Origin of the sequence: Arthrobacter dokdonellae (assembly GCF_003268655.1) — a bacterium.
Taxonomy (GTDB): domain Bacteria; phylum Actinomycetota; class Actinomycetes; order Actinomycetales; family Micrococcaceae; genus Specibacter; species Specibacter dokdonellae.
The window spans coordinates 475,054-499,397 of the sequence record NZ_CP029642.1 but is presented as its reverse complement, the minus strand read 5'-3'; the positions used below and the strand labels follow the sequence as shown (position 1 = coordinate 499,397).

Genomic DNA, 24,344 nt, shown 5'->3' with positions numbered 1-24,344 from the left:
CGATTCGCGATGATATATATGACTCATTCGAGTTCAGAGAACACGTAGTAGTCCCTCGGCAGCCGGACTTCCTTGCGGAAAACTGCATCCGGTGCGATCGGGCCCAGCGGGCGCATCGCCGCCCGGTCCGCAGCCACAAGGTCCGCCGGCGTGCCGCCGCGGGAGCGGGTGTACCGGGCGTTGGCCCGTGGCAGCCAGGCGATGAGCTGGTCGTTGAAGTCATGCGGGTCAATGAAGTCCCGGCCCGGCATGAACCCGCGCCGGAAGAACCCGTTCATCCGCTCCACCATGCCCTTGGACTCAGGGTCCCTCGGCGGCAGGAGCTTGATCTCGGTGCCCGACACACCGGCGAACGCGCTGGCAGCCTCGGTGAGCTTCCCGCGCCCGATCCCGGTCTCGTTGTCCCACAACAGGCGGGCCGGGACGGCCTCCGCTTCCTGGATCAGCTCCCACATGCCCCCGAGCAGGTCCTCGGTGGTCCGGGAGGGAATCATCCGTGCCTGCACGAAGCCGGAATAGGCGCTGGTCATCACCAACACCGGCGGCTTGCCCTCCTGCCCATACCCCAACGGCAGCCCCTGGTGCGGGAACCACAGATCACACTGCACCGTTTTGCCCGGTTCATGGACCAGCCGGTCCGCCGGATCCGCCGGCGCGTACTCCGGCCGCACATCCTTCTCAAACGCGTCGAACGACGAACCAGCAGGCCGGCGCTCATACTTCGGGGCGGTCTCCGCTGCCAACGCCCGATCAACGGTCCTGCGAGAGACACCCAGCTGCTTCGCCAACTCCCGCTTCGAGATCTTCTCGTTCGCAAAGCGGTGGCGGATAGTCACCCAATCATCCAAATTGATCACCTTCAATGATGTCAGGTGGCCTCATTTTCACTTGGCAAAACTGGCCCTATTTTCGGTTGGCGTCGACACACCTTCGGTGGGGAGCCCGTTCCCATCCCTTTCCGGCAGTCGGAAACGTCGCCGCGGCCTCTACCTCGCTGAATCGGAGCTTCCTACGGTGGGCGCCAGTCTAAGTACACTTCTTCGTCTCCGCTATGACCATTCCAGCCAAATGGCGGCTCTGAACAGACGTGTCCGCCTGGCGCGGGCGGCGCCGGCGGGGCCGCCGCAAGGGTGGTCAGCGGCTACACGCCACCGTGGAGTGGAGACGCAGTTACGGCAACCCATTGCACTATGGATACCTGCAACGACAGGATCCTCTCTCAGGCAGCGTTTACAGGGAGGAGGCGTGTTGGCCGGCCCAATCGTGGCCACGGGTGCTTTGGATGGTGCGATATGTCAAATACATTGTCTGGTTCGATGCCCCGTCAGATCATTGAGTTCTACGTGCACCTGTCAGAGGCAGCGAGCATCTCGCGGGTCTGCAAACAAGTGGAGATCAGCAGGCGCCTCCCAACGGGAGGTCACGAAACACTGCCTCGCTAAGGGCGACAAGGCACTCAGTCCGCATTCGATGGCCCACACCACCGCGCGAGTCTAGGGGACCACTCTCAGGGTATGGTTTGGCGCATCCGGTAGCACCTGAGGAGATAGGCGTGGGACCTAGGCCCGCGGTCAATCTGCTTCGAAGGTGGTGATACCGACGAGTCCGGTTGGGAAGGTCCCTGCGGTGGCAACGACCGGCAGGAAACTGTCCGAGGCGGGCCTGACGGACACCAATCCCCGCAAGAAACCACAAAGCGTCTGGATGCGGTTGGCTCGGTCGTATCCGATGGAGGTTGACAGCTCGACGGGATGGAGTGGCGCCAGTTCGAGTAGGACGGCACGAAGGTCTGGGTCGGCTCGCTGCTCTATGACGGTAGCCGCTTCGATGCCGGCACACGGGTGCTTCGCCGATATTGACGCATATCGGGCCCCGCAGCCACTTCTCGTCGGCACCGCCAGCAGGCCCTGAAAGTCGGGCACACCCACCCACGCCTGGACAGGCATGGGAGACCGGGGAGCACTGCAAATCGGACGGCATCCCGTTCGTCACCGGGGAGCTGTAAGCCACTGCCACCGTGTTCGGGGACCGGAAACCTGCCCAAAAGGCCGATCAATCGGTGGCTGGAACGGGCTGCGGGGAGGCTCTGCCTTGCAGCGGAGCCGGGGCGTCCTGCCAGCCCATACCGTCTTGCTGCGGCGGCGCCAGCCGAGAACGAAGTGGAGACCCGCCGGATGAGTCCGCGGATCTGTTACCGCGGTGGGCTCTTAATGGTGCCCACCTATCTCGGTGGCACCTGTCCATTGGAGGCCACCCACCGGGTTCACCTTGTTCAGCACCGTAAGGCGAGGAACCCATCTACTTCCACTGCCTGTGAGTGCGGGTTCAAGCAAGCGGAACGTACCGTTATGGATGGTCCATGGGCATGGTCCCATCGAAATGATCAGTTCGACTGTCGGTGATGTGATTAATGCGTGTGCAAACGAGGAGAGTGGATACGCAACAGATCTGTCGTCCGTGTCATGGCGCTGGTGCGTGGCTCGCGACGCGTGCGTGCCAAGGGAGGGAGGTCGCTTCTGGCTTTGCTCTGGAAGGACCCTTCGAAATCCACTTTCATACGGTCCGCCGCATGCTATCCCATGGTGGAGCCAGCGCGGGCGATCAGCGTGCTCGGATGTGACCATCAGGCGCCAGGTGACCTTGCTGCCACATCGTTTCACGTGAAACAAAAGGTTCAGCAGAGGGGGGGTATCTCCAACCTCGACGGGGAGGGAGGTCATTATCTCGAACCTCGACGGTTTTGCGCGTTGAAACCGGGGCGCTGCAGTTCGGAGCGTGGCGCTTAGGATCAATCTGGGAGAAGCGCTTAAAGGTTGTGGACCGGACATTTGTCCGGTCCACAACCATTTTAAGCCACCTGCCGCTACTGCAGGTAGTCGGCAAATTCCTTCTCAAAGTACTGGCGCGGGCGGGCACCGATGACGGTGCTCTTGACCTCGCCACCCTGGAACAGATAGACGGCCGGGATGGACGTGATGCCGTACTTGGCGGAGATGGCCGGGTTGGCGTCAACGTCCACCTTGATGACCTCGACCTTGTCCGCGTAGTCCACGGACATCTCGTCGAGGATGGGACCAAGCTTGCGGCAGGGGCCGCACCATTCGGCCCAGAAATCGACGATCACGGGTTTGTTGGAATTCAGGACGTCGTCGGTAAACGTAGCGTCCGTCGCGCTCTTTGCGTTGCTCATGGCAATCTACTTTCTCTTAGGAATCTTGGTCGGCAAGGTAGTGCTCCACGTCCAGTGCTGCCACGCAGCCGGAACCGGACGCGGTGATGGCCTGGCGATAAGTGGGGTCGACGACGTCGCCCGCGGCAAACACGCCCGGAATGGACGTCTTCGAGGAGCGGCCCTCGACGGCGATGGTGCCGGCCGGGGTCAGTTCCAGAACATCCTTGACGAGGTCAACGCGAGGGTCGTTGCCTATAGCAACGAAAATGCCGGTGACGGGAAGGTTGCTCTTCTCGCCGGTGACGAGGTTGCTAAGCGTGGCGCCCGTTACCTTGGCGTCCCCCTCAATGCTGGCGACCTCCGAGTTCCAGATGAACGTGATCTTCGGGTGGTTGAGGGCCCGGTCCTGCATGATCTTGGAGGCTCGCAGCGTGTCGCGACGGTGAACCACGGTCACGGAATCGGCAAACTTCGTCAGGAAGATGGCCTCCTCCATGGCGGAGTCGCCGCCGCCGATGACGGCAATGTCCTGGCCCTTGAAGAAGAAGCCGTCACAGGTGGCGCAGGAGCTGACACCGTGGCCCACCAGGCGCTTCTCACCCTCAACGCCCAGCTCGCGGTAGGCGGAGCCGGTGGAGAGGATCACGGTGCGGGCCTTGAACTCCTGCCCGTCGGCGAGGACCACGGTCTTGACGGCGCCGTCGAGAGACACGGAGGCCACGTCGTCGTACATGACCTCGGTGCCGAAGCGCTCTGCCTGCTTGCCGAAGTTTTCCATCAGGTCCGGACCCATGATGCCATCGGGGAAGCCGGGGAAGTTCTCCACGTCGGTGGTGTTCATCAGCTCGCCGCCGGCGGTGACGGAACCGGCAATCATGAGCGGCTTGAGGTCGGCGCGTGCCGTGTAGATGGCGGCCGTGTAGCCTGCCGGGCCGGAGCCGACGATGATGACGTCACGGACATCGCTGGCGGGGGTAGCTTGCGTGGTCACGGGTGCGTGTTCCTCTTCCTTCATGATTCAGCCCCTGAAGGCTGTGTCGGTGGCTTCTCTGGCACAACTTGCACGTGCGCCGGATTATTCCGTCCTGGCCCGGCTGTGGGGCCCGCGGGGCTGCTACTTGACGCTGATCTCGGCGATCTTCAGCCCGAAGGGATAGACCTTGAACGGCTGCAGCCGGGGCAGTTGGGTGAAGTTGATGATCACGTATTTGGCCTTGACGCCCGCGGCGGCCTTCAAGGTGAAATCGGGGGCGCTGAACGATCCGCTGCCAATCTTGGTGGCACCATCCAGGGACGGCTTGCTGTTGGTCAGGATGTTGAACTGCCCGCCGGAACCGCCAATCTGGTTGATGGTCACCGAGCTGATGGTGGATTCCTGCTTCAGCCCGACGGCGAGATTGATGCTGTCCGCCGCGCCGGCGAAGGTGTCGTTGGAGAACTCGACTGTGGGCCAGTAGGTGCCCTTGTTGCCGTCGACGGCGTCCGGCAGGCGTGGGATGAACATGTCGTTGTAGTGCGTCTGGCCCGGAAGGTAGGTGGTGGCGTCGGTGATGCCGGCGATGGCCGGCGCCACTGCGGGGGCAGGGGCAGGCGCCTTGGGACTTGACTTGGCGGCGGTGCTCTGCTGGCTTGAGGAGGAGGTGGTGGACTTGGCGTCCTGGGCGACGTTGCCGCCGTTGAACAGGCTGCCGATGTGGGAAATGGCAAAAATCAGGGCCGCGACGATTAACACTGAAACGATGACGCCGGTCAGCCAGCGGCCCCCGGTGCGGGGAGCATTGCCGTCGTCGGAGTCGTCATCACCGTCGTCCGATTCGGCGTCGAAGGACTCGTAGCTGTCGCTCGCGGCGAGGACCGCGGCCGGGAACATGCCACCCTTCTTAGGCGCGGTGGCGGAGGCGTCGTGGTCTTCGTTGATGAAGCCGTAGTCGTCGTCGCTCCACAGCGTGACTTTGGGTGTTGCCGTGGTTGCGGCCGGGTCCGGGGCCGGTGCCGCAGGCGCCGCCGGGGCAGGGGCGACGGGGGCTGCGGGCGTGGGTACGGGAGGGACCGGTGCCACCGGCTGGGCGGACGTCGGCTCTTCTGCGGACGCCCGGGCAGGGGTCCTCGTGACCGCCGGCGCGGGATGGGCGGGCGTCACCGGACTGTTATCTTCGTAGACATAAGGACTGGACGCGGGGGCGGCGTCGCGGGACGAACCAAAGATTTCGGTGCCCAGGGTGTCGGTGAAGAACGGCTCGTGGTAGACGCCGTCGTCGTGCTGGCCGGCGGAGGGCTCAGTGGGGACCACCAGGTCCAGGAGGTCGGCGGGGGCCGTGCGGGACGCGATGAGGTAGGTGGAGTCCTCCTGCGTGCCGAGGTCGAGAATGGATACGTTGGAGACACGCTCGCCCGTTGCGACGTCCCGGGCGCTTGCCGTCAGGTACTGCGAATTTTCGACGGCTGACACCAGAATACTGACCGGTCGGTTCAAAACCTGGTCAAGGCCGTCCAAAATGACGTCATCCTCGGCGGATGCCAGGATGCGGCCGGTGACCTTGTAGCGGCCGCCAAGGATGGAGCCCACATCAATGGGTTGTGGCACCGAATCCTCCTTGAAAATCTTCATGGGGTCCCGAACAACGCGCGCGGGCCGTAATCCCACTGATTCTATAGGACGGGGCTGGAACTTTACGTAGTCCGTGCCGTTGCGGCGGGAACAGGTGTGCGCAACTTTACCGCTGGGACGGAATCCGGGCACGGACCTTGGACAGCAGGGGACCGACGACGTCGTCGAGTTCGCGCACGCGCAGCACCTTGAGCATCAGGAAGTAGACCACCGCCATGGCGGGTCCCACCACGACCAGTGTCATGAGGGAGGCGGAGATGGAGGTCCACATGAACCCGGTGGGGGACGAGCTGCCGAAGGCCCGCAGCGCCAGTTCGCCAGCCACTCCTGCCACCAGCGCGGCGGCCAGGAACCGCATGTAGGCGCGCAGGATCAGCCCGCCTCCGTAGTTGCCCAGGCGCCTCTTGAGGTAGTGGTGGCTGAGGAAGGGCCCGATGAAGTTGTTGAGGGTGTAGCTCACGGCCAGGCCGTAGATGATCAGGCGCGGCGGCAGGGCGGCGGCGCCGAGCACCATGGCCACGCTGGTGACCACCACGATGCACTGGATGATGAACGGTGTCCGGGCGTCCTCGAGGGCGTAGAGCACGCGGTTGAGGATGAAATAAACGCTGAAGAAGGGCGCGCCGATGGCCAGGATGGCCAGCGCGATGGCGATTTGGCGTCCGGAAAATTCCCTGTTGCCGCCGAAGAGCATGCCCAGCGGCCCGGACAGGACGATGAGCGCGATGCTGGCAAAGACGGTGGCCACGCCCGTGGTCCGGAGCGCCGCGGAGAGAGAGCTGCGCAGGCCGGTGAAGTCGTGGGCGGCCGCCGCCCGGGCCATCGCGGTGAACATGACCGTGGCAATGGACAGGGCAATGATGGAATGGGGCATGATGTAGAGCTCGGTGGCGCGGTTGAATTCGTAAATGCCGGGGATGGCGCTGCCGCTGTCCCCGGCGCCGTCAGGCTTGCTTCCCGAGGAGATGGTGGCGACGCGGAGCACCACCAGGTAGCTCAACTGGCCAATGACCATGGTTCCCATGGTCCAGCCGGCAATCCTGGCCGTGACCCCGAGGCCGGTCCCGCGCAGGCCGAACTTGGGCCGCAGCCTCAGGCCAAGCCGCTTGACGGGAATGACCAGCACGGCGGACTGGACCACGATCCCGAGCGTCGCCGTGCCCGCGAGCAGCAGGGTCTCGGTCGTGGTCCAGTTGTCCACCGTGTGCTGGTGGGACCGTGAACTGCCGGCCACCACAATGAACATGAGGAGGCCGGCAATGGCCACCACGTTGTTCGCCACCGGGGCCCAGGCGTAGACCTTGAACGCGTTGTGGGCGTTGAGGATCTGGCCCAGCAGCGAATACAGCCCGTAAAAGAAGATCTGTGGCAGCAGGAACAGGCCGAAGGTGATGGCCAGTTTCAGCTGCCCGCCGGAGAACGAGGTGGATGCCCCCATGATCGGGACCACCAAGGCCGTGACGGCCACCGTCAGCACCAGCAGCCCGGTGACGCACAGCGTCAGCAGCCGCGAAATGAATTCGCTGCCCCGGTCCGGCTGCCGGCTGGCCTTTGCGATCTGTGGAATCAACACCGCGTTGAACACGCCGCCTGCCACCAGCAGGAAGATGATGTTCGGGAGGTAGTTGGAACCTTCAAAGACCTGCGAGACCGTGGTGCCGGCGATGGCGATGCCCAGCACCACCCCCTTGACCAGGCCCAGGATGCGTGAAATCAGCGTTCCCACGGCCATGGAGGCGCTGGAGCGTGCCGTGGATTCGCGTGCAGGCACCGTATCGACGTCGCGGCCGCCGGGGGCGTCCCCGTCCGGTCCGCCGCCGAGGAGCCTCCGGGCCGTTGCCTGGGCGGCGCCGCGTGCGGGAGCGTTCGACGGCGGAAAGGCGGGTTTGGCGGGGATTCTCACCCGTTGTTCGTTAGACATCGTTCCCCATCATCTCACTGCAGCCCGAAAGGACGCTGGCAGGGCCGGCGCGGCAGGCCGCCTGCACCGGACGCACGAACGCGACGCCCGAACCGGACGACGCCGGGCGGAGACTAAAAGTAGGCCGGCAGCAGGTCGCGGGCCAGGTCGGTGATCCTGCGCTCGTTGGGGAAGGAGAGTTTGCGCCCCAGCTCGGCGACGGGCACCCAGGCGACGTCCACGGCCTCGTGGTCGGGATCATTCTCAATGGTCAAAAAACCGCCCGTGGCACGCAGCAGGAAGTGGTGAACGGTCTTGTGGACACGGTGGCCGCTGACGGTGAACCAGTAGTCGATGCTGCCCAATGGCGCCAGGACGTCCCCGGCAATGCCGGTTTCCTCCTCAATTTCGCGCACGGCGGCTTCGGCGTAGCTTTCCTCGCCCTCGGGATGGCCCTTCGGCAGGCACCACTCAAGCCGGCCACCGCGGTTGATGCGGGCAATGATCGCAACGCGCAGGCCGCCGTCGTGCTTCTCAACCACCACGCCGCCGGCGGAGATTTCCTCCACCGTGGGCAGCTGGCTGGCGGCCGCCGGTGCCGCAGGCACGGCCTGGGTGCCCAGTGCCGGTGGCAGTGGGTTCCTCTTCGGCGCGCGCGGTACGGGGTGGACCATGAAGTCCACTCTAGCTACCTTTGTGCGGGGATGATGACAGGGTGGAGGTGCCATGTGGGGCCGGTTGGCTGGTGCCGCCGCGGCGCGGCGGGACGGTGCCGCGGCGCCGCGGCGCAGGGGTGGGTCTCACGGTCGGGCGGCGGGAAAAGCGAAAAGTCTGGCATTCTTAAGTAACTATGCACATGGCGCCAAATACCTCCCAACTCGACCCGGCCGTCCTTGAACTGGGGCAGCTCTTTGCCGACGCCGGATTTGAGCTCTCGCTGGTGGGCGGGCCCGTCCGGGACCTCTTCCTGCACCGGACGTCCCCGGACCTGGACTTCACCACCGACGCCACGCCGGATGAAATCCTGGCGGTGGCGAAGAGGTGGGCGGATTCGCATTGGGAAATGGGCCGCGAATTCGGCACCATCGGATTCCGCAAGCGCAAGCCCGGCGGCGGGGTGCTCCTCATCGAGGTCACCACGTACCGGGCTGAGGCGTACGACCCCGAGTCGCGCAAGCCCGCCGTCGCCTTTGGCACCAACCTCGAGGACGACCTGGCGCGCCGGGACTTCACCACCAACGCCATGGCACTTCGCCTGCCGTCCCTGGAGCTGGTGGACCCGCACGGCGGCGCCGCCGACCTCGCCGCGGGGATCCTGCGCACGCCCGGCACGCCGGAGCAGTCCTTTTCCGACGACCCTCTGCGCATGATGCGGGCCGCCCGGTTCGCCTCCCAGCTGGGCCTCTCCGTCCACCCCGAGGTCCGCCGCGCCATGGCGGAAATGGCCGGACGCATCACGATCATCTCCGCCGAGCGGGTCCGCGACGAGCTCATCAAGCTGATTTGCGGCGCCGACCCGCGGGCAGGCGTGGACCTGCTGGTGGAGACCGGCCTGGCCGAGCTGGTCCTGCCCGAGGTGCCGGCCCTGAAGCTGGAAACCGACGAACACCACCGGCACAAGGATGTGTACCAGCACTCGCTGCAGGTGCTGGAGCAGGCCGCCGCGCTGGAGACCGGCCCCGACGGACCCGTGCCCGGCCCCGACTTTGTCCTGCGGTTCGCCGCGCTGATGCACGACGTCGGCAAGCCCAAGACCCGCCGCTTTGAGCAGGGCGGCGCCGTCAGCTTCCGCCACCACGACCTCGCCGGGGCCAAGCTGACAGCGCGCCGGATGAAGGCGCTGCGCTTTGACAACGACTCCATCAAGGCCGTCAGCCGGCTCGTGGAACTGCACATGCGCTTCTATGGCTACGGCGACGCCGGCTGGACGGACTCGGCGGTGCGCCGCTACGTGACCGACGCCGGACCCGTGCTGGAACGCCTGCACCGGCTGACCCGCTCCGACGTCACCACGCGCAACCAGCGCAAGGCCGACAGGCTCTCATTTGCCTACGACGACCTGGAACAGCGCATCGCGGTGCTGGCCGAACGCGAAGAGCTGGACTCGATCCGGCCGGATCTGGACGGCGCGGCCATCATGGCCATGCTTGGCCTGAAGCCGGGCCCGGTGGTGGGAAGGGCCTACAAGTTCCTGCTGGAACAGCGCATGGAGCTCGGCCCGCAGTCCGCCGAGGCCGCCGAGGCCGCCCTGCGCGCATGGTGGGCGCAGCAGCCGGAATCCCGCGCCGCCGAACCGGAGGCGCACGCCCCTATAGCAGAGGACCACGCATGAGAAACGCACCCGCAGTTGAACCGGCAGGCGCCACGCCGCTGACGCACATCGCGGTCCCCGGCGGGCCCAAGTTGTGGCTGCTGCGCCATGGGGAAACCGAATGGTCCCGCAGCGGACAGTACACGGGCCTGACCGACCTTCCGCTGACCGCGGACGGCGAGGACCAGGCGCGCTCCGCGCGGCCGGCCCTGGCCGGCACGGAGTTTGACCTGGTGCTGACCTCGCCGCTGCAGCGGGCCCGCCGGACCGCCGAGCTTGCCGGTTTCCCCGACGCCGAGGTGGAGCCGAACGCCGTCGAGTGGGACTACGGCGACTACGAAGGAATCAACAGTGCCGTGGTCCGCGCCGAAAACCCCGGCTACCTGATTTGGGACAGCGGAGTGCCCAACGGCGAAACGCTGGAGCAGGTCTCCGCCCGCGCCGATGCGATTGTCGACCGGGTGCGGGCGCCGCTGCCCGACGGGACGTTGGCAGCCAATGTTCTTCTCGTGGCGCACGGCCACTTCCTGCGCATCCTGTCCGCCCGCTGGCTGGGCCTTGCCCCGGACCAAGGGCGCCACTTTGTGCTCGGCACGGCCAAGGTCTGCACCTTGGGGTGGGACAAGCAGACTCCGGCCGTGGAGCAGTGGGGGCTGTAGCGGGACCCGAGTCCCTGTATTCAACGGGCACCCGTGTCCTGGCCTCCGCCGCCTGGGCTTTTTGCGCCTTCTTCGCCCTGAACCTGCTGCTCACCGGTACGGCGGCGTCCACCTGGCACTTCCTGCCGGCCCTGGCGTTGGCCGCCTGGGCCGTCTTTCTGCTGCTGTGGCGCCCGCGCCTGACGGTCGGTGCGGACGGGCTCACCGTGGTCAACATCCTGCGCAGTCACCGGATCCCCTTCGGCGCGCTCCAGGCCGTCCGCGTGGGCCAAAGCGTCAGCCTGGAAACCACGGCGAAGCGGATTCCCAGCTGGGGAGCCCCGGGCGCGGGCCGGCTCGGGCCGAGGCTGGGCGGGCGGCCGGCCGGCAGCAACCGGCTCCCGGCGACCGCACACACCCAGGCGGCCATCGAGGCGGCCTGGAACGCGTGGGAACGGGCCGAAAAGGACAGTGCAGAAAAGGACGGTGCCGCCGGCGTCGCGTCGGCGGGGGATGCCGCGCAGACGGTGGCGACACGCTGGGACGTGGGGCACGGCGTCGTCAGCCTGGTGTTGCTGGCAGTGGTGGCCATCAGCGCGGCCACCTAGCCGCTGGACGCACGGAAGGCCCGGGGGTTTCGACGAGCTCAACCACCGGGCCTCCCGCACGTGCAGGTGCCGCTAGGCCTTCCAGCCCACCTTGGTCCAGTCGATCGACTGGAACTGGGCGGCACCGTAGTTGACCAGGCCGGTGGTCACGGCGTAGGTGTTCGGCGTCGGTGTCAGCGGGATGACGGGCGTGTAGGCGAAGATGGCCTTGTCGATCTCCGCGGCCATGGCAATGCGCTTGGCCGGGTCGAGTTCGGCGTTGGCCTTCTGCCACATGTCACCGAGCTTTTCATCGGTGATGCCGGTGAAGTTCTGCCCTGACTTCACCGGGTAGAAGATGGACTCCGTGGAGGAGACCGGGAACGCCGTGCCGGACCAGGCAAATCCGGTCATCTCAAAGTTGGACTTGAGCACGTAGTCGGAGAAGAACTTGTCCGAGGGGACGGTGTTGTTCTTCAGCGTGATGCCCACAACCTTGAGGTTCGCCTGCAGCTGCTTGAAGATCTGCTCCGAGACGGGGTTGTTGGCGTCAAGCGTGTACGTCAGTTCCAGCTTCTTGCCGTCCTTGGCCTGGACGCCGTCGGACCCCTTGGTGTAGCCGGCCTCCTTGAGCAGGGCCTCGGACTTGGCGGTGTCAAAGCCGATGACGGCGCTGGCGTCGTCCTGGTAGCCCTTCTGGCCGGGCATGTAGATGTAGTTGTTCATGCTCGTGACCGGGGCGCCGATGGGGCTCAGTCGGCTGGCCGAGATGGTCTCACGGTCGATGGCGCGGGCCACGGCCTGGCGGACCTTGGCCTCGGCCAGCGGTCCCTTGGAACCGTTGATCGTGACGTGGTTCCAGGTCAGGCCGCCGGACTGCTGGACGGCGCCGTCGGCGCGCTTCTTGGCGGTGTCATAGTTGTTCTTGTTGGTGCCGATGCTGAAGGCGTCCAGTTCCTTGTTGGCATAGGCCTGGGCCAGGCCGTCACGGGAAACCACCTTCATGATGATCTTGTCCAGCTTCGGCTTTTCACCCCACCACTTCGCATTGGGTACAAGGGTGACCACCTGGCCGTTCGTGTCGACGTTGGAGACCTTGAATGGTCCGTCGGAGGGCAGCGGCTTGGCCTTGTAGCCTTCATTGAACGCCTTGGGATCCGAGGCGATGGCGGCCGGCAGGATGCTCGCCGTGGCCGTGCCGGCCGTGCTGCCGCCGAGGATGGAGGGCCAGTCCGCGTTCTTGTTCTTGAACGTGATCTTGAAATTCTGGTCCGTGTCTTCCTTGGTGACCGATGCAATGTCCTTGTAGACGTTGTCGGAAACCGTCTGGTAGTCCTTGTTGGTCCCGTCGCTCGCCTTGACCGTGGCGGCGAAGTCCTTGTAGGTGATGGGCGTGCCATCTTCCCACACGGCCTTGGGGTTGAGCTTGACCTCGACCACCTGCGGGTCCTGGCTGACCAGCTTCACCTCGGTGGCGTAGTCCGGGTTGACTTCCCAGCCGCCGTCGGCCGTGTTGCGTACCGGCCCGCCGGTCGTCGGGTCCATGATTTGGCCGGTGGAGACGTTGTTGCCGTCTGCCTGAAGGGTGTTCCAGTTGTCCGGCAGCTGGTCGATGGCCAGCGTCAGCGTGCCGCCGTCCTTGACGGCAGCGTAGTCCGCCTTCGTCCAGTCGACGGTGGGCAGCGTGGCCGAGTCGGCAGCTCCCTTGCTGTTGTCCACGGCAGGCTTTTCGCTGCCTCCGCCGCCGGCGCTGCAGCCGGTGACGGCCAGGGCCAGAGTCAGGACTCCGGCTCCCACCATCTTCTTGATGTGTTTCATTGTTTCCTCCCTTGTGGCCCTTGGCGGTGTTTGGTTGTCCACCGGACCGTGATGGTTAAGGTGCGTGATGATCGGTCATGAGGTCTATGTGTTCCGCGTGATGGCACGCAACGGAGCTGCCCGCAACCTGGCGCCGCTCGGGATCCTGCGTGCGGCATTGTTCCTGTCCCTGGGCGTCCATGATTTGGTACAGCGGGCAGCGGGTGCGGAAGTTGCAGCCGCTGATGTCCTCCGTGGGACTGGGCAGGTCGCCTTCCAGGATGATGCGCGTACGGGCCCGTTCCAGCGTGGGGTCCGGGACGGGAACGGCGGAGAGCAGCGCACGGGTGTATGGGTGCTGTGGATGGTCAAAGATGTCTTCCGCCGGCCCGCTCTCCACGATCCTGCCTAGATACATGACGGCCACGGTGTCCGCGATCTGGCGGACCACGGCGAGGTCGTGCGCCACGAACAGGTAGGACAGGCCCAGCTTTTCCTGGAGGTCTTCCAGGAGGTTGATGACGCCCGCCTGGATGGAGACGTCCAACGCAGAGACAGGCTCGTCCAGCACCATGATCTTCGGGTCCGTCACGAGCGCCCGCGCAATTCCGATGCGCTGGCGCTGGCCGCCCGAGAACTCGTGCGGGTAGCGCGACGCCATGGACGGGTCCAGGCCCACGAGGTCCAGCACTTCGTGGACCTTTTTCATCCGCTCCTTGGGCGGCACCCCGTGGACCGTGAGCGGCTCCGCCACGATGTCCTGGATGGGCAGGCGCGGGTCAAGGGATGCCATGGGGTCCTGGAACACCACTTGGATGTCGCCGCGCAGGGCCCGGCGCTCCTTGCGCCCCATGGCGGCAACGTCGCGGCCGTTGACGGTGATCCGGCCGGCCTGCGGCTTGGCAAGCTCCAGGATTTCCATGATGGTGGTGGACTTCCCGCAACCGGACTCGCCCACCAGGCCCAGTGTCTGACCGGCGCGGATGTCAAAGCTGACGCCGTCCACGGCACGCACCGTGCCAATGGTGTGTTTGAAAACGGATCCCCTGGTCAGCGGAAAGTGCCGCACCAGCCCGTCCACGCCGAGCACGCTCTCGGGGGTCACCGCGGCCCGCTCCTCCAACGCGACGGGCTCCGGCACCGGGTACAGCCCGCCGCGGCTGAGCCCTCCGGAGGCAATCTCCTCCACGCGCAGGCACGCTGCGGCGTTGGACGCGGCGCCGGCGACCGGGATCAACGGCGGTTCCGTGGTGCGGCAGGCGTCGATGGCAATGGGACAGCGGGGGGCAAAGGGGCAGCCCGGAGCCAGGTTGGCCAGCTGCGGCGGACGGCCTTCCAACGGAACCAGCCTGGTATGCCCGGCCGTTGCCAGGTTCGGCATGGAGCGCAGCAGGCCGATGGTGTACGGCATGGACGGCGCGTGGAAGACTTCCTCCACCGTGCCCGTCTCCACGATCCGGCCGGCATACATGACGGCAATCCGGTCCGCGTTGCCGGCCACCACGCCGAGGTCGTGGGTGATGAGCACCACGGCGGCGCCGGTCAGGTCCTTGGCCTTCTGCAGCACCTCCAGGATCTGTGCCTGGATGGTGACGTCCAGCGCCGTCGTCGGTTCATCGGCGATGATCAGGCGCGGGTTGTTGGCGATGGCGATGGCGATCATGGCGCGTTGGCGCATGCCGCCGGAAAATTCGTGCGGGAAGGCCTGGGCGCGCCGTTCCGGGTTGGGGATGCCCACCACCTTCAGCAGTTCCACGGCCCGCGCATTGGCTGCCAGTTTGGACAGTTTTTGGTCGTGGAGCTGCAGGGCCTCGGCGATTTGTGTGCCGATCGTGTACACGGGGGTCAGGGCAGACAGCGGGTCCTGGAAGATGATGGAGATTCCCTCCCCGCGCAGCTTGGACAGCTCCCTGTCGCTGCGGCCCAGCAGGGACCTGCCCTCGAAGAGGATGTCGCCACTGACCTGCGCGGAGGACGGCAGCAGTCCCATCACGGCCAGCGAGGAGACGGACTTGCCGGAGCCGGATTCGCCCACGATGCCCAGGAATTCGCCCTTGTCCACGTGGTAGTTGACGCCGCGGACCGCCGTGACGGCCCCGCTGGGCTGCGGGAACGTGACGCTGAGGTCGCGCACCTCCAAGAGGTGGCCGGACGTGTTCGACGGCGTTTCCCCCTGCCGCCGCCGGGCGTGGGTGTGCCCCGTGCCGTGTTTCGCTTCGCGGGTGCTGTTAGTCACGGTTGACTCCGGAGGTTGGGTCCACGGCGTCGCGCAAGGCATCGCCAACGAGGCTGGCGGAAAGCACCGTAAAGACGAGGATGGCGGCGGGGAAGACGAACAGCCAGGGGCGGGTGGCCGCCGCGCCCTGCCCGGCGGAAAGCAGGGTGCCGAGCGAGACATCCGGGGCCTGGATGCCGAAGCCAAAGAAGCTCAGCGTTGTTTCGCTCAGGATGGCCCCGCCCACGCCCAGCGTGGCGTCGATGATGAGCAGCGAGGAAACGTTGGGCAGCACGTGCCGGCGGATGATGGTCCAGGTGTCCACGCCCATGAAACGGGCGGCCTTGATGAAGTCCCGCTCGCGCAGGGACCGTGTCTGCGCCCGGATCACCCGGGCCATGATCATCCAGCCAAACCCGGCCAGCAGGAAGATCAGCGCCACCCAGGACAGGGACTTGAAGATGGGGCTGAGCAGGATGAACAAAAACAGGCTCGGCAGCACCAGCAGCAGGTCGATGAACCAGACGATGACCCTGTCCCACCAGCCCCCGACGTATCCGGCGACGGCCCCGATGATTCCGGCGATGATGGCGGCCAGCGGTCCCACCAGCAGGCCAATCACGAGGGACTTGCGCAGGCCGACGATGGTTTGGGCGTAGATGTCCTCGCCAATGTCGCTGGTGCCAAACCAGTGCAGGGCCGTCGGGGAGGAACCCATGTTGTAGACATCCAGGTCGGCGGCGTTCCACGCATTGGGGACCAGGCCGAAGATGGCCCACAGGATGATCGCGCCCAGGCCCACGACGCCCACCCAGAAGCGCGGCGTCCCGCGCAGGCGGGAGAGGACCAGGCGGAACCGTGAGACGGGTTTCCGGGACCTGATGATTTCCGGGGTGCCTGCCGTTGCGTCGGCAACGGGCATTTCTTCAATCATTGACATGGCTATACCCGCACTCTCGGGTCGAGGGCGGCGTAGACAACGTCCGAGAGGGTCCCGGCGATCAGCACCAGCACGGCATTGAACAGGATGGCGCCGGTGAAGGCATTGATGTCGCTTTGCGTGATGGCCTGGACCAGCATCTCGCCCATGCCGTGCCAACTGAAGACCAGTTCCGTCACCGCTGCGCCGGCCAGGACGGTGGCGAAGGAGTAGGCAAAGTAGGTTGACATGGGAATCAAGGCCACACGGACGCCGTGCCGGACCAGGGCCGAACCACGGGTGCGGCCCTTGGACCGCGCCGTGCGGATGTAATCGGCGGAGAGCACGTCGAGCATGGCGCTGCGCTGGTACCGCGAGTAGCCGGCCGCGCCCATGAGCGCCAGTGAAATGGTGGGCAGCAGCAGGTGCGCCGCGCGGTCCCAGAACTGGACCCACCAGCCGCCGTCGAGCCCGGCGGTGTATTCGCCGGTGAAGTTGATCAGCTGGATGCCCAGGGTGCCGTTGAGGAAGGTGGCCGCGATCATCAGCAGGATGCCCAGCACAAACGACGGCGTGGCGAGGATGGTGAAGGACGCGTAGGAGATGGCCTGGTCGCTGAACTTGTATTGGCGCACCGCGCCCCACACGCCGATGATCACGCCCACGATCGCCGCGATGATGGTGCCCAGGATCAGCAGCCGCAGGCTGGTGCCGGCCCGGGCGGCCATTTCGCTGACCACGGAGGTGTTGTGGATGGTGTCGCCCAGGGACCCGTGGGTGACCAGGTTGACGAGCCAGGTCCACAGCCGCTCAATGACGGGGGTATGCGGGTTGACGCCCAGCCCGTTGAGGATGGTGTTGATGGTTTCGTCCGTTGGCCGCGGGTTGCGTCCCAGGTAGCGGCCGGCGGGGTTGAGGATGAGGCTCGCCAAAACGTACGCGCTCAGGGTGGCAATGGCCGAGAGTATGGCGTAGTTGATGAAGCGCTTGATGATGAAGCCGATCATGCGGGGAGTCTCTTCCGGCTCTGCCTGGCGGCGCGCGGGGTCCCGTCAAGAGGACGGGCCACCTGCCGCGTGGGTGGGTGCAGTGGCAAAAAAACATCCTTAGTGCTTGTCCGCTGCACCGGCCAGGGTTGGCGGCCGGAGTGCACCGAGAGATTGTCGTTCCCATGATGGCAGCGTCAGGGCGATTCCCCTGGTGCCTTCACCGTGCCAATGTACCGTGGATCACACACGGACGTGTTGTTGCCGAGACGGGTCCGGCCGTCTTCTGTACTGGTCGGTAACTGTTTGGCGGCCTCGAAGCGCCGGAAGCCGCGGAATTCCGCGGAAGTTATCGTTTCCATGCCCGCGGAAAGGGTAACAAAACTGTTATGGACCGTGTTGTGCGTGTCGCGTCGCGCAGGACCCGCACGGGCGCAGGGATCCCTTGCCGGGCCCGAACAATGTCCCCCGAAGAATGTCCCATGGGCCCACTAACCCTTGGCTGCAATCCTTGGCTGCAAAATTCCTTCAATAATATTCGTCACGGGCTGGCCAATACGTGGTCCATGATGTACTTTATAAATTAGTTCCGATGAGTTCCCTCGGAATGTCCGCGTGCATGTTGAAAGGAGGCCATGATGTTTGCAGTAATCAAGTCCGGAGTTTCAGGAGATCGTCTGGCCTCGGCATGGCACGCCGGCAAGGCGTCGTAGCCCCTCCCGGGTCTTCGCACGCATCCGGGTTGGCCTGCTGAGGCAGCGCAAGACCGGCCCCCCCGTTTCACCGCAGCTTGCCCCTGTCTGCCCTCCGCGGATTCGGGCTGCGGCTCCGTGCCGCGCGCTTGGTTCGACGCAGGGATTGCCGCCGGCGATTAAACGCCGGCATTGACGCACAAAATCATTCGCGCCTTTTTGTGCTCTCATTATGCCGTTTTTTTCAAGGAAAACCATGGCTTTATTTGTCGCGCCAAAAAACAGTTTTTATCCGTTAATGCAAGCGCTCGAAAGGGGGTGAACAAGTTGAATCCAAAGCCACAGTTCTCCGCCGTCAAGAGGGTGTTCTTCACCCCCGTCGACCAGCAGAAATTTCGGGAGATGCGGGACCGCCAGCAACGCGAAATCCTGCGCATGGATCTCTTCAACATCCGGTAAGGACCTTCTGTCCGCCGGCGCCCTGGTCAACGGGGAACAGCCCGCGCTGCCCTGCGCGGGCTGTTCCGTATTCCCGGCGGCGAATCTCCCGCCGCTGCCGGCCACAGCCGGTAGGCTCGAACCATGGCGGATTCACGGGCGCCGGAGCGCCGGCAGGGCATTGCTGTTCCTTCCCGCAGCGATCCCGTGCTCCGCGCCATGACGGAGCCGGTGGGCGGGCCGCTGGGCCGGCGCACAGCGCCAGGAATCACCAACCCGGGATTCTTCACGGTGGAGCGCGTCCTGGTACTGATGGCGGCCGTCTCGGCGCTGCTGGCGGTGCTGTCCAAGAACCACTGCCGCGTGAGCGCCTGGACCACCCCGGACCAGTACTCAACCGTGTGCTGGTCGGAGTTCCCCAACTCCCTGACGAGCTACGACCTGGGCCGCTTGTTCCCGTTTTTCACGGCGGGCACCAGCTTTGACCACCCGCCGTTCACCGCCTTCATTGCCGGTGCCACCGCCTGGCTGGCGGGCGGCTTCACCGGCGCGGCGCGGCAGTTGTCCTATTTTGACGTCAACGCCGCACTCATTGCCGCGGTGTGGATCTTCGTGGTGGTGGTGGTTGCCCGCTCCGCGGGAAGGCGGCCCTGGGACGCTGCCATGGTTGCCGCCAGCCCGCTGCTGTGGCTGGCCGCTTATGTCAGCTGGGACTTCTGGGCCGCCGCGCTGGTGTGCCTTGGCCTTTACCTTTTTGCCCGGCGCCGTCCCGTGTGGGCCGGGTTTGTCCTGGGTGTGGCCGCCATGGCCGCGTCCTACGCCCTGCTGGTGCTGCTCGCCCTGCTCGTGCTGGGCGTCCGCAACCGCCAGGCCACCCGCATGCTGGAGACGCTCGCCGGCGGTGCCGTGGGCTGGCTGCTGGTCTTGGCCCCGGTGATGTTGTCCAACCCCTCCGGCTGGGGCGCCTACGCGGCTTCCGCGCTGACCAGCCCCGCCACGCCGTCGTCCCTGTACGGCAGCTGGAACCTCATCGCCGTCCGCACGGGTCTGCCGCCGCTGGGGGACGACGCCGTCAACGTCGTGGCCGTCCTCCTGCTGGCCGTGCTGGTGCTGGGCGTGGCGGCCCTTGGGCTGTATGCCCCCCGCCGGCCCAGGGTGGCCCAGCTGGCGGCCGTTGCCGTCGCGGGGTTCCTGGTGGTCAACAAGTACGCCGAGCCCTGGGACGCCGTCTGGCTCCTGCCGCTGCTGGCGCTGGCGCTGCCCCGCTGGCGGACGGTGCTCCTGTGGCAGGCCGCCGCAGCCGCGCACTTCATTGCACTGCTGCTCTTCCAAAGCAAGGAATTGGGCGGGATCAGCGACCAGCACGCCATAGACATGCCCTATTTCGTGCTCGCTGCCGCCCTGGCGGGTGCCGCCACCTGCGTGCTGGCCGGCCTGCTGGTCCGCGACATGTGGCATCCGCGGCACGATGTGGTGCGCAGGGGTGGCGTGGACGATCCCTTGGGCGGGGTGTTGTTGGACGGACAGGCAGCCGACAACGCTGAAGGCGCCGGGACCATCGCCCATGGTTGACGTCGCGGTGGTCGGGTCAGGACCCAACGGACTCGCCGCAGCCGCCACGATGGCCCGCGCCGGCCTGTCAGTGGCCGTCTTCGAGTGCGCCCATGCGTGGGGCGGGGGGACACGCACGGCCGAACTGACGCTGCCGGGCTTCCGGCACGACGTCTGCTCCGCCGTCCATCCCCTGGCCCTGGCGTCCCCGTTCTTCCGGGCCTTTGAACTGGAGCGGCGCATTGAACTGATGGTTCCGGCAATCTCCTACGGCCACCCGCTCGACGGCGGACGGGCCGGCATTGCCTACCGCGACCTGGACCGCACCGTGGATTCCCTGGGTGTGGACGGGCCTGCCTGGAGGTCCATGTTCGAACCGCTGCTGCGCAGGATGGACGGCGTCATTGACTTCACCCAACACGGCATGGTCCGCGTTCCGCGCGACCCCGCGGCGGTGCTGCGGTTCGGGCAGCGGGCGCTGGAACAAGGCACGCCCGCGTGGGGGGCGCGGTTTCGGGACGACGCGGCACCGGCCATGCTGTCCGGCGTCGCCGCCCACGCGATTGGAAAGCTGCCCAGCCTTGCGACGGCCGGGGCCGGACTGCTGCTGGGCGCCCTGGCCCACGCGGGTGGCTGGCCCGTACCCCGTGGCGGATCGCAGGCCATTGCCGACGCGCTGGCAGCTGACCTCGTGGCGCACGGCGGAAGCATTGAGGTGGGCCGGCGGATCACGGGCATCGCGGCCCTTCGTGCCGAAACAGGCGCGGCGGCTGTCATCTGCAACGTGACCCCCCGCGCGCTGGCCTCCCTCGCCGCCGATGAATTACCCGCTGCGTATATGCGCAGCTTGGAATCCTTCCGTTACGGGCCGGGAGTGTGCAAGATCGACTTCGCACTGTCCGGATCCGTCCCCTGGAGCAACGCGGCCCTGGCAGAAGCCCCGACGGTCCACCTCGGCGGCACGCGCGCGGAGATCGCCGCCGCGGAAAACCAGGTCCTGGCGGGAGGACTGCCGGAACGGCCCTACGTGCTGGTGGTCCAGCCGGGCACCGTCGATGACACCAGGGCCCCCGAGGGCCGCTGCACCTTGTGGGCCTACACCCACGTGCCCGCAGGTTCCAGGCAGGACCGGACCGCCGCCGTGACGGCGCAGCTGGAGCGGTTTGCCCCGGGCTTCGGCGACCTCGTCCTGGCCTCGCACGCCGCGACGGCCGACGACCTGTCCGCCTACAACCCCAACTGCGTCGGAGGCGACATCAGCGCCGGGGCGGTGACCCTGTGGCAGCTGCTCAAGCGCCCCATCGTGGCCCGCGAGCCGTGGAGGACGCCTGCCACCGGCCTTTACCTGGCGTCCGCGTCCACGCCACCGGGCCCCGCCGTGCACGGCATGGCGGGCTGGCTGGCCGCACGGTCGGCCCTGCGCCACACCTTTGGGCTTCCCGCTCCCGACTTGTCCCGAAGGTGACCGCCGGCGCGTCAGTTGGCGGCGGTGAAGCGCCGGCGCACGTGCCTGGGGGTCTCCAGCTCATCCAGCATGGCGACGGCAAAGTCCTGCGTGGAGATTCCCTCGCCTGCCGGGGAGTCGACACCGAGCACGTACCGTCCGGTCCGCTCGCCGGGGGCGATTTCCGGGGCTGGCGCCTGGACTGTCCAATTGACATGTTCGGGCAGGGCCCTGATGGCCTCCAGCGCGGTAGCGGCGGTCAGGGCCTCGGCGCGGTAGGCGTCCGGGAAGTCCGGCCGGTCCAGCAGGCGCGTGCCGTCCACCAGCAGGGTGCCGGCCCCGCCCACCACGATGGTGCGCGTGCCGCCCACGTTGGCCATCGCGGTGGCGGTGGCGTCGAGCCACAGCTGATGGTCGCCGCCGGTGCGGCTGGGCCCGGTGGCGAGGACGACGGCGTCGTGCGCCTTCGCCACGGAGGCGACCGTCCCGGCGTCGGACTGGTCCGCGGCCAGGACGGCGGTAGAGGGAACGTCCGCCACCGTGCCGCCGGAACGGGAAATGGCGGTGACCTCATGGCCGCGCCGCACGGCCTCCGCGGCGATCTGCGAACCCACCATTCCGGTGGCGCCGAAAATTGCAATCTTCATCGTGGTGCTCCTTGTTGGTCACGCTGTTGCTGCCTGGAGGCAACTGCTGGGACAATGGTATTCAAAAGAAAGTATTGTCTACAACGAAACTGGGTTACCAAATGGATACTCATGGGGCCGGGTTCATCGGCAACGTGCTGGACCCCGGCTGCCCGTCGCGCGTGGTCTTCGCCCGCATCGGGGACAAGTGGGCCACGCTGGTCATCCAGGTGCTGGCGGACGGGCCGCTGCGGTTCTCGGAACTGCGTGCGCGCGTGCACGTGGTCACGCCGAAGGTCCTGACACAGGTGCTGCGGGCGCTGGAGCGCGACGGGCTGCTCACGCGCACCGTCTTTGCCCAGGTGCCCCCGCGCGTGGACTATGAACTGACGCCCCTGGGGCGGACGCTGCTGGGTCCGATCACCGCCCTGCGCCAGTGGGCGGAAAGCAACATCGCGGCCATGCTGGATGCGCGCGATGCCTATGACGAGCGGGAAGACGCGGGCATACTGCAGCCCGGCGGGCCCGCCGGACCGGTAGGTTGAGACCATGCAGCCTACGTAGCCGTCGGGCAGGAGAACCAGCCGCATGTCCCGTGCACGGATCAGCATTGACCGCGACTTCACCACCATTTCCGGGGTGCCGCGCCGCCTCTTCGGATCGTTCGTGGAGCACATGGGCCGGTGCGTCTACACCGGCATCTACGAACCCGGCCACCCGGAAGCCGACGGCCCGGGCTTCCGCCGGGACGTCCTGGCCTTGACCCGCGAACTGGGCGCCACCGTGATCCGCTACCCCGGCGGCAACTTCGTCTCCGGCTACAACTGGGAGGACGGCATCGGCCCGGTGGCGGACCGCCCCCGCCGCCTCGCACCTATTGGTCGGACCTGCGCGCGAAGAACGGTCACAAGGATCCCTTTGACATCAAGCTCTGGTGCCTGGGCAATGAAATGGACGGTCCGTGGCAGATCGGCCACAAGACCGCCGACGAGTACGGGCGCCTGGCCCAGGAGGCCGGCAAGGCCATGCTCCTGGTGGACCCGGACATCGAGCTGGTGGCCTGCGGCAGCTCCGGTTCCGGCATGCCACCTTCGGCGCCTGGGAGCAGACCGTCCTCACCCATGCCTACCACGAGGTGGACTACGTCTCCCTCCACGCCTACTACCAGGAGCACGACGGCGACGCCGCCAGCTTCCTGGCCAGCGCCGTTGACATGGACTGCTTCATCGACGCCGTCGTGGCCACGGCCGACGCCGTCCGGGCCAGGGGCAAGCACAAGAAGCACATCAACCTGTCCTTTGACGAGTGGAACGTCTGGTACCAGCGCGGCCTGGACTCCGAAGACCAGCCGGAACGCGTCAACGCCTCCGGCTGGCGAGAGCATCCGCGCGTCATCGAGGACAAGTACAACGTCACAGACGCCGTGGTGGTGGGCACCCTGCTGAACTCCCTGCTGCGGCACGGCGACCGGGTCAAGATCGCCAACCAGGCCCAGCTGGTCAACGTGATCGCCCCGATCCTGGGCGAGCCCAACGGCCCGGCCTGGCGCCAGACCATCTTCCACCCGTTCGCCCGCATGGCGGAGCTCGCCAAGGGGCAGGTCCTGCGCACCCACGTGGTCTCGGACACGGTGGAAACCGCCCAGTTTGGCGGGGCCGACCTGGTGGACGTCAGCGCCACCTGGGACGAGGAGGCCGGGCGAATCGCCCTCTTTCTTGCCAACCGCGGGCTGGCGGAGGCCGCGGACGTTGACGTGTCCCTGCGCGGCTTCGACGCCAGACGGGTCACCCGCGCCGAGGTCCTGACGGTTCCCGGGGGGCGGGGACCGCTTCACCCGGAACACGCTCGAAGCGCAGGACCGGGTGGGCCTGGTGCCGCTGTCCGGCGTCAGCGCGGCCGGGGACGAGCTCACGGTGACGCTGCCCGCGCTCTCCTGGGCCGTCGTCGAACCTGAGGTGGGGAAGAACTAGCCCGCCGTCAGGGCGGGGAGGGCCTAGTTGCGGCGGTCCAGCGTGCCAATGGTCTTGCCCTGGGCGTCCTTGACGGTCAGGACGTTGCCGTCGACGCTGCCGGACGCGGCCTTGGAGAGCCAGCTGTCAACGCCGTCGCACGTGATCTGGGTCTTGCCCAGCTGCGGGAACGTCAGCTCCCCGGAGGCCATCATCCACTGCCCGGACAGCCGGTTGCACCCGTCGCTGCCCTGCAGGTAGCCGGCGGTGTCGCCGTTCTGCTCGGCCCCCAGCGACAGTTCCAGGTACGGCTGCTTGTCCGTGTTGTAGCCGTTGCCCCACGTGCCCACCGGGCCGGTTGCGGCGGCGCAGGAGGAGAGGACAAAGGCAAGGACCAGGCTGCCGGCCAGGGCGAGGACGCGTTTCATGAAGGGGTGTCTCCGTTTCGAAATGCTGAAGAATCGTGGTTCCCCCCATGTTATTGCATGGGCGGGAACCCAGGCGCTTCATG

19 protein-coding genes and 1 pseudogene are annotated in these 24,344 nt (G+C 66.5%); 8 read left to right on the top strand and 12 right to left on the bottom strand.

The features are described from left to right. Positions 1-23 precede the first annotated feature (23 nt). From DMB86_RS02250 to DMB86_RS02220, 6 genes are all read right to left on the bottom strand, one after another. Positions 24-836, bottom strand: coding sequence for an HTH domain-containing protein (locus tag DMB86_RS02250; protein WP_227878547.1), 813 nt, complete (start codon positions 834-836; stop codon positions 24-26). Positions 837-2,863: 2,027 nt separating this feature from the next. Beyond that, complete coding sequence (gene trxA / locus DMB86_RS02240; RefSeq protein WP_113716371.1) at positions 2,864-3,190, bottom strand: thioredoxin; 327 nt, start codon at positions 3,188-3,190, stop codon at positions 2,864-2,866. A gap of 16 nt (positions 3,191-3,206) precedes the next feature. Then, a complete protein-coding gene (gene trxB / locus DMB86_RS02235) occupies positions 3,207-4,163 on the bottom strand; it encodes a thioredoxin-disulfide reductase (protein WP_418202295.1) in 957 nt (318 codons plus the stop codon). Between the two features lie 123 nt (positions 4,164-4,286). Further along, the gene (locus tag DMB86_RS02230; protein WP_129545446.1) at positions 4,287-5,756 is read right to left on the bottom strand and encodes an ABC transporter substrate-binding protein; all 1,470 of its coding nucleotides are present in this window, start codon (positions 5,754-5,756) and stop codon (positions 4,287-4,289) included. Positions 5,757-5,886: 130 nt separating this feature from the next. Then, complete coding sequence (murJ, locus tag DMB86_RS02225; protein ID WP_113716368.1) at positions 5,887-7,701, bottom strand: murein biosynthesis integral membrane protein MurJ; 1,815 nt, start codon at positions 7,699-7,701, stop codon at positions 5,887-5,889. Between the two features lie 113 nt (positions 7,702-7,814). After that, on the bottom strand, positions 7,815-8,354 hold the full coding sequence (locus DMB86_RS02220) for an NUDIX hydrolase (protein WP_171814573.1): 540 nt from the start codon (positions 8,352-8,354) through the stop codon (positions 7,815-7,817). Positions 8,355-8,536: 182 nt separating this feature from the next. On the opposite strand from DMB86_RS02220, the gene DMB86_RS02215 reads away from it, so the two are divergent. From DMB86_RS02215 to DMB86_RS02205, 3 genes are read left to right on the top strand one after another with little or no spacing between them, the layout of a single operon-like run. Next, positions 8,537-10,012 carry a CCA tRNA nucleotidyltransferase gene (locus tag DMB86_RS02215; protein ID WP_227878546.1) on the top strand — a complete coding sequence of 492 codons (1,476 nt, stop codon included), beginning with the start codon at positions 8,537-8,539 and terminating at the stop codon, positions 10,010-10,012. 38 nt (positions 10,013-10,050) lie between these two features. Continuing rightward, positions 10,051-10,650 carry a histidine phosphatase family protein gene (locus tag DMB86_RS02210; RefSeq protein WP_418202316.1) on the top strand — a complete coding sequence of 200 codons (600 nt, stop codon included), beginning with the start codon at positions 10,051-10,053 and terminating at the stop codon, positions 10,648-10,650. After that, a complete protein-coding gene (locus tag DMB86_RS02205) occupies positions 10,638-11,237 on the top strand; it encodes a PH domain-containing protein (RefSeq protein WP_171814335.1) in 600 nt (199 codons plus the stop codon). Before DMB86_RS02210 ends, DMB86_RS02205 begins: the two co-directional genes overlap by 13 nt. A 72-nt stretch (positions 11,238-11,309) precedes the next feature. Here DMB86_RS02205 and DMB86_RS02200 read toward each other — a convergent pair whose 3' ends face one another. The 4 genes from DMB86_RS02200 to DMB86_RS02185 all read right to left on the bottom strand — a co-directional run bounded on the left by DMB86_RS02200 (position 11,310) and on the right by DMB86_RS02185 (position 17,154). Further along, on the bottom strand, positions 11,310-13,034 hold the full coding sequence (locus tag DMB86_RS02200; protein WP_113716364.1) for an ABC transporter family substrate-binding protein: 1,725 nt from the start codon (positions 13,032-13,034) through the stop codon (positions 11,310-11,312). Between the two features lie 55 nt (positions 13,035-13,089). Continuing rightward, the gene (locus tag DMB86_RS02195; RefSeq protein WP_236783357.1) at positions 13,090-15,147 is read right to left on the bottom strand and encodes an ABC transporter ATP-binding protein; all 2,058 of its coding nucleotides are present in this window, start codon (positions 15,145-15,147) and stop codon (positions 13,090-13,092) included. 94 nt (positions 15,148-15,241) lie between these two features. Next, a complete protein-coding gene (locus tag DMB86_RS02190; protein WP_227878544.1) occupies positions 15,242-16,168 on the bottom strand; it encodes an ABC transporter permease in 927 nt (308 codons plus the stop codon). A gap of 2 nt (positions 16,169-16,170) precedes the next feature. Next, entirely contained in the window at positions 16,171-17,154 is a 984-nt protein-coding gene (locus DMB86_RS02185; RefSeq protein WP_113716362.1) for an ABC transporter permease, read from the bottom strand. 998 nt (positions 17,155-18,152) lie between these two features. Here DMB86_RS02185 and DMB86_RS21390 point away from each other — a divergent pair. From DMB86_RS21390 to DMB86_RS02175, 3 genes are all read left to right on the top strand, one after another. Then, entirely contained in the window at positions 18,153-18,284 is a 132-nt protein-coding gene (locus tag DMB86_RS21390; protein WP_257792226.1) for a hypothetical protein, read from the top strand. Between the two features lie 123 nt (positions 18,285-18,407). Beyond that, complete coding sequence (locus DMB86_RS02180) at positions 18,408-19,835, top strand: glycosyltransferase 87 family protein (protein WP_113716361.1); 1,428 nt, start codon at positions 18,408-18,410, stop codon at positions 19,833-19,835. After that, a complete protein-coding gene (locus DMB86_RS02175) occupies positions 19,828-21,279 on the top strand; it encodes a phytoene desaturase family protein (protein ID WP_113716360.1) in 1,452 nt (483 codons plus the stop codon). The genes DMB86_RS02180 and DMB86_RS02175 overlap by 8 nt, the downstream gene beginning before the upstream one ends. Before the next feature lie 11 nt (positions 21,280-21,290). Here the strand turns inward: DMB86_RS02175 and DMB86_RS02170 are convergent, their stop codons facing one another. After that, on the bottom strand, positions 21,291-21,905 hold the full coding sequence (locus DMB86_RS02170; protein WP_113716359.1) for an NAD(P)-dependent oxidoreductase: 615 nt from the start codon (positions 21,903-21,905) through the stop codon (positions 21,291-21,293). A 101-nt stretch (positions 21,906-22,006) separates the two neighbouring features. Here DMB86_RS02170 and DMB86_RS02165 point away from each other — a divergent pair, with 101 nt between their 5' ends. Together DMB86_RS02165 and DMB86_RS02160 are read left to right on the top strand one after the other, a co-directional pair. Further along, complete coding sequence (locus DMB86_RS02165; protein WP_113716358.1) at positions 22,007-22,429, top strand: winged helix-turn-helix transcriptional regulator; 423 nt, start codon at positions 22,007-22,009, stop codon at positions 22,427-22,429. 43 nt (positions 22,430-22,472) lie between these two features. Beyond that, positions 22,473-23,854, top strand: a pseudogene (locus DMB86_RS02160) (alpha-N-arabinofuranosidase). A 23-nt stretch (positions 23,855-23,877) separates the two neighbouring features. Here DMB86_RS02160 and DMB86_RS02155 read toward each other — a convergent pair. Beyond that, positions 23,878-24,261 (bottom strand): META domain-containing protein, encoded by a 384-nt coding sequence (locus DMB86_RS02155; protein ID WP_113716357.1) that lies wholly within the window; start codon positions 24,259-24,261, stop codon positions 23,878-23,880. Positions 24,262-24,344 lie beyond the last annotated feature (83 nt).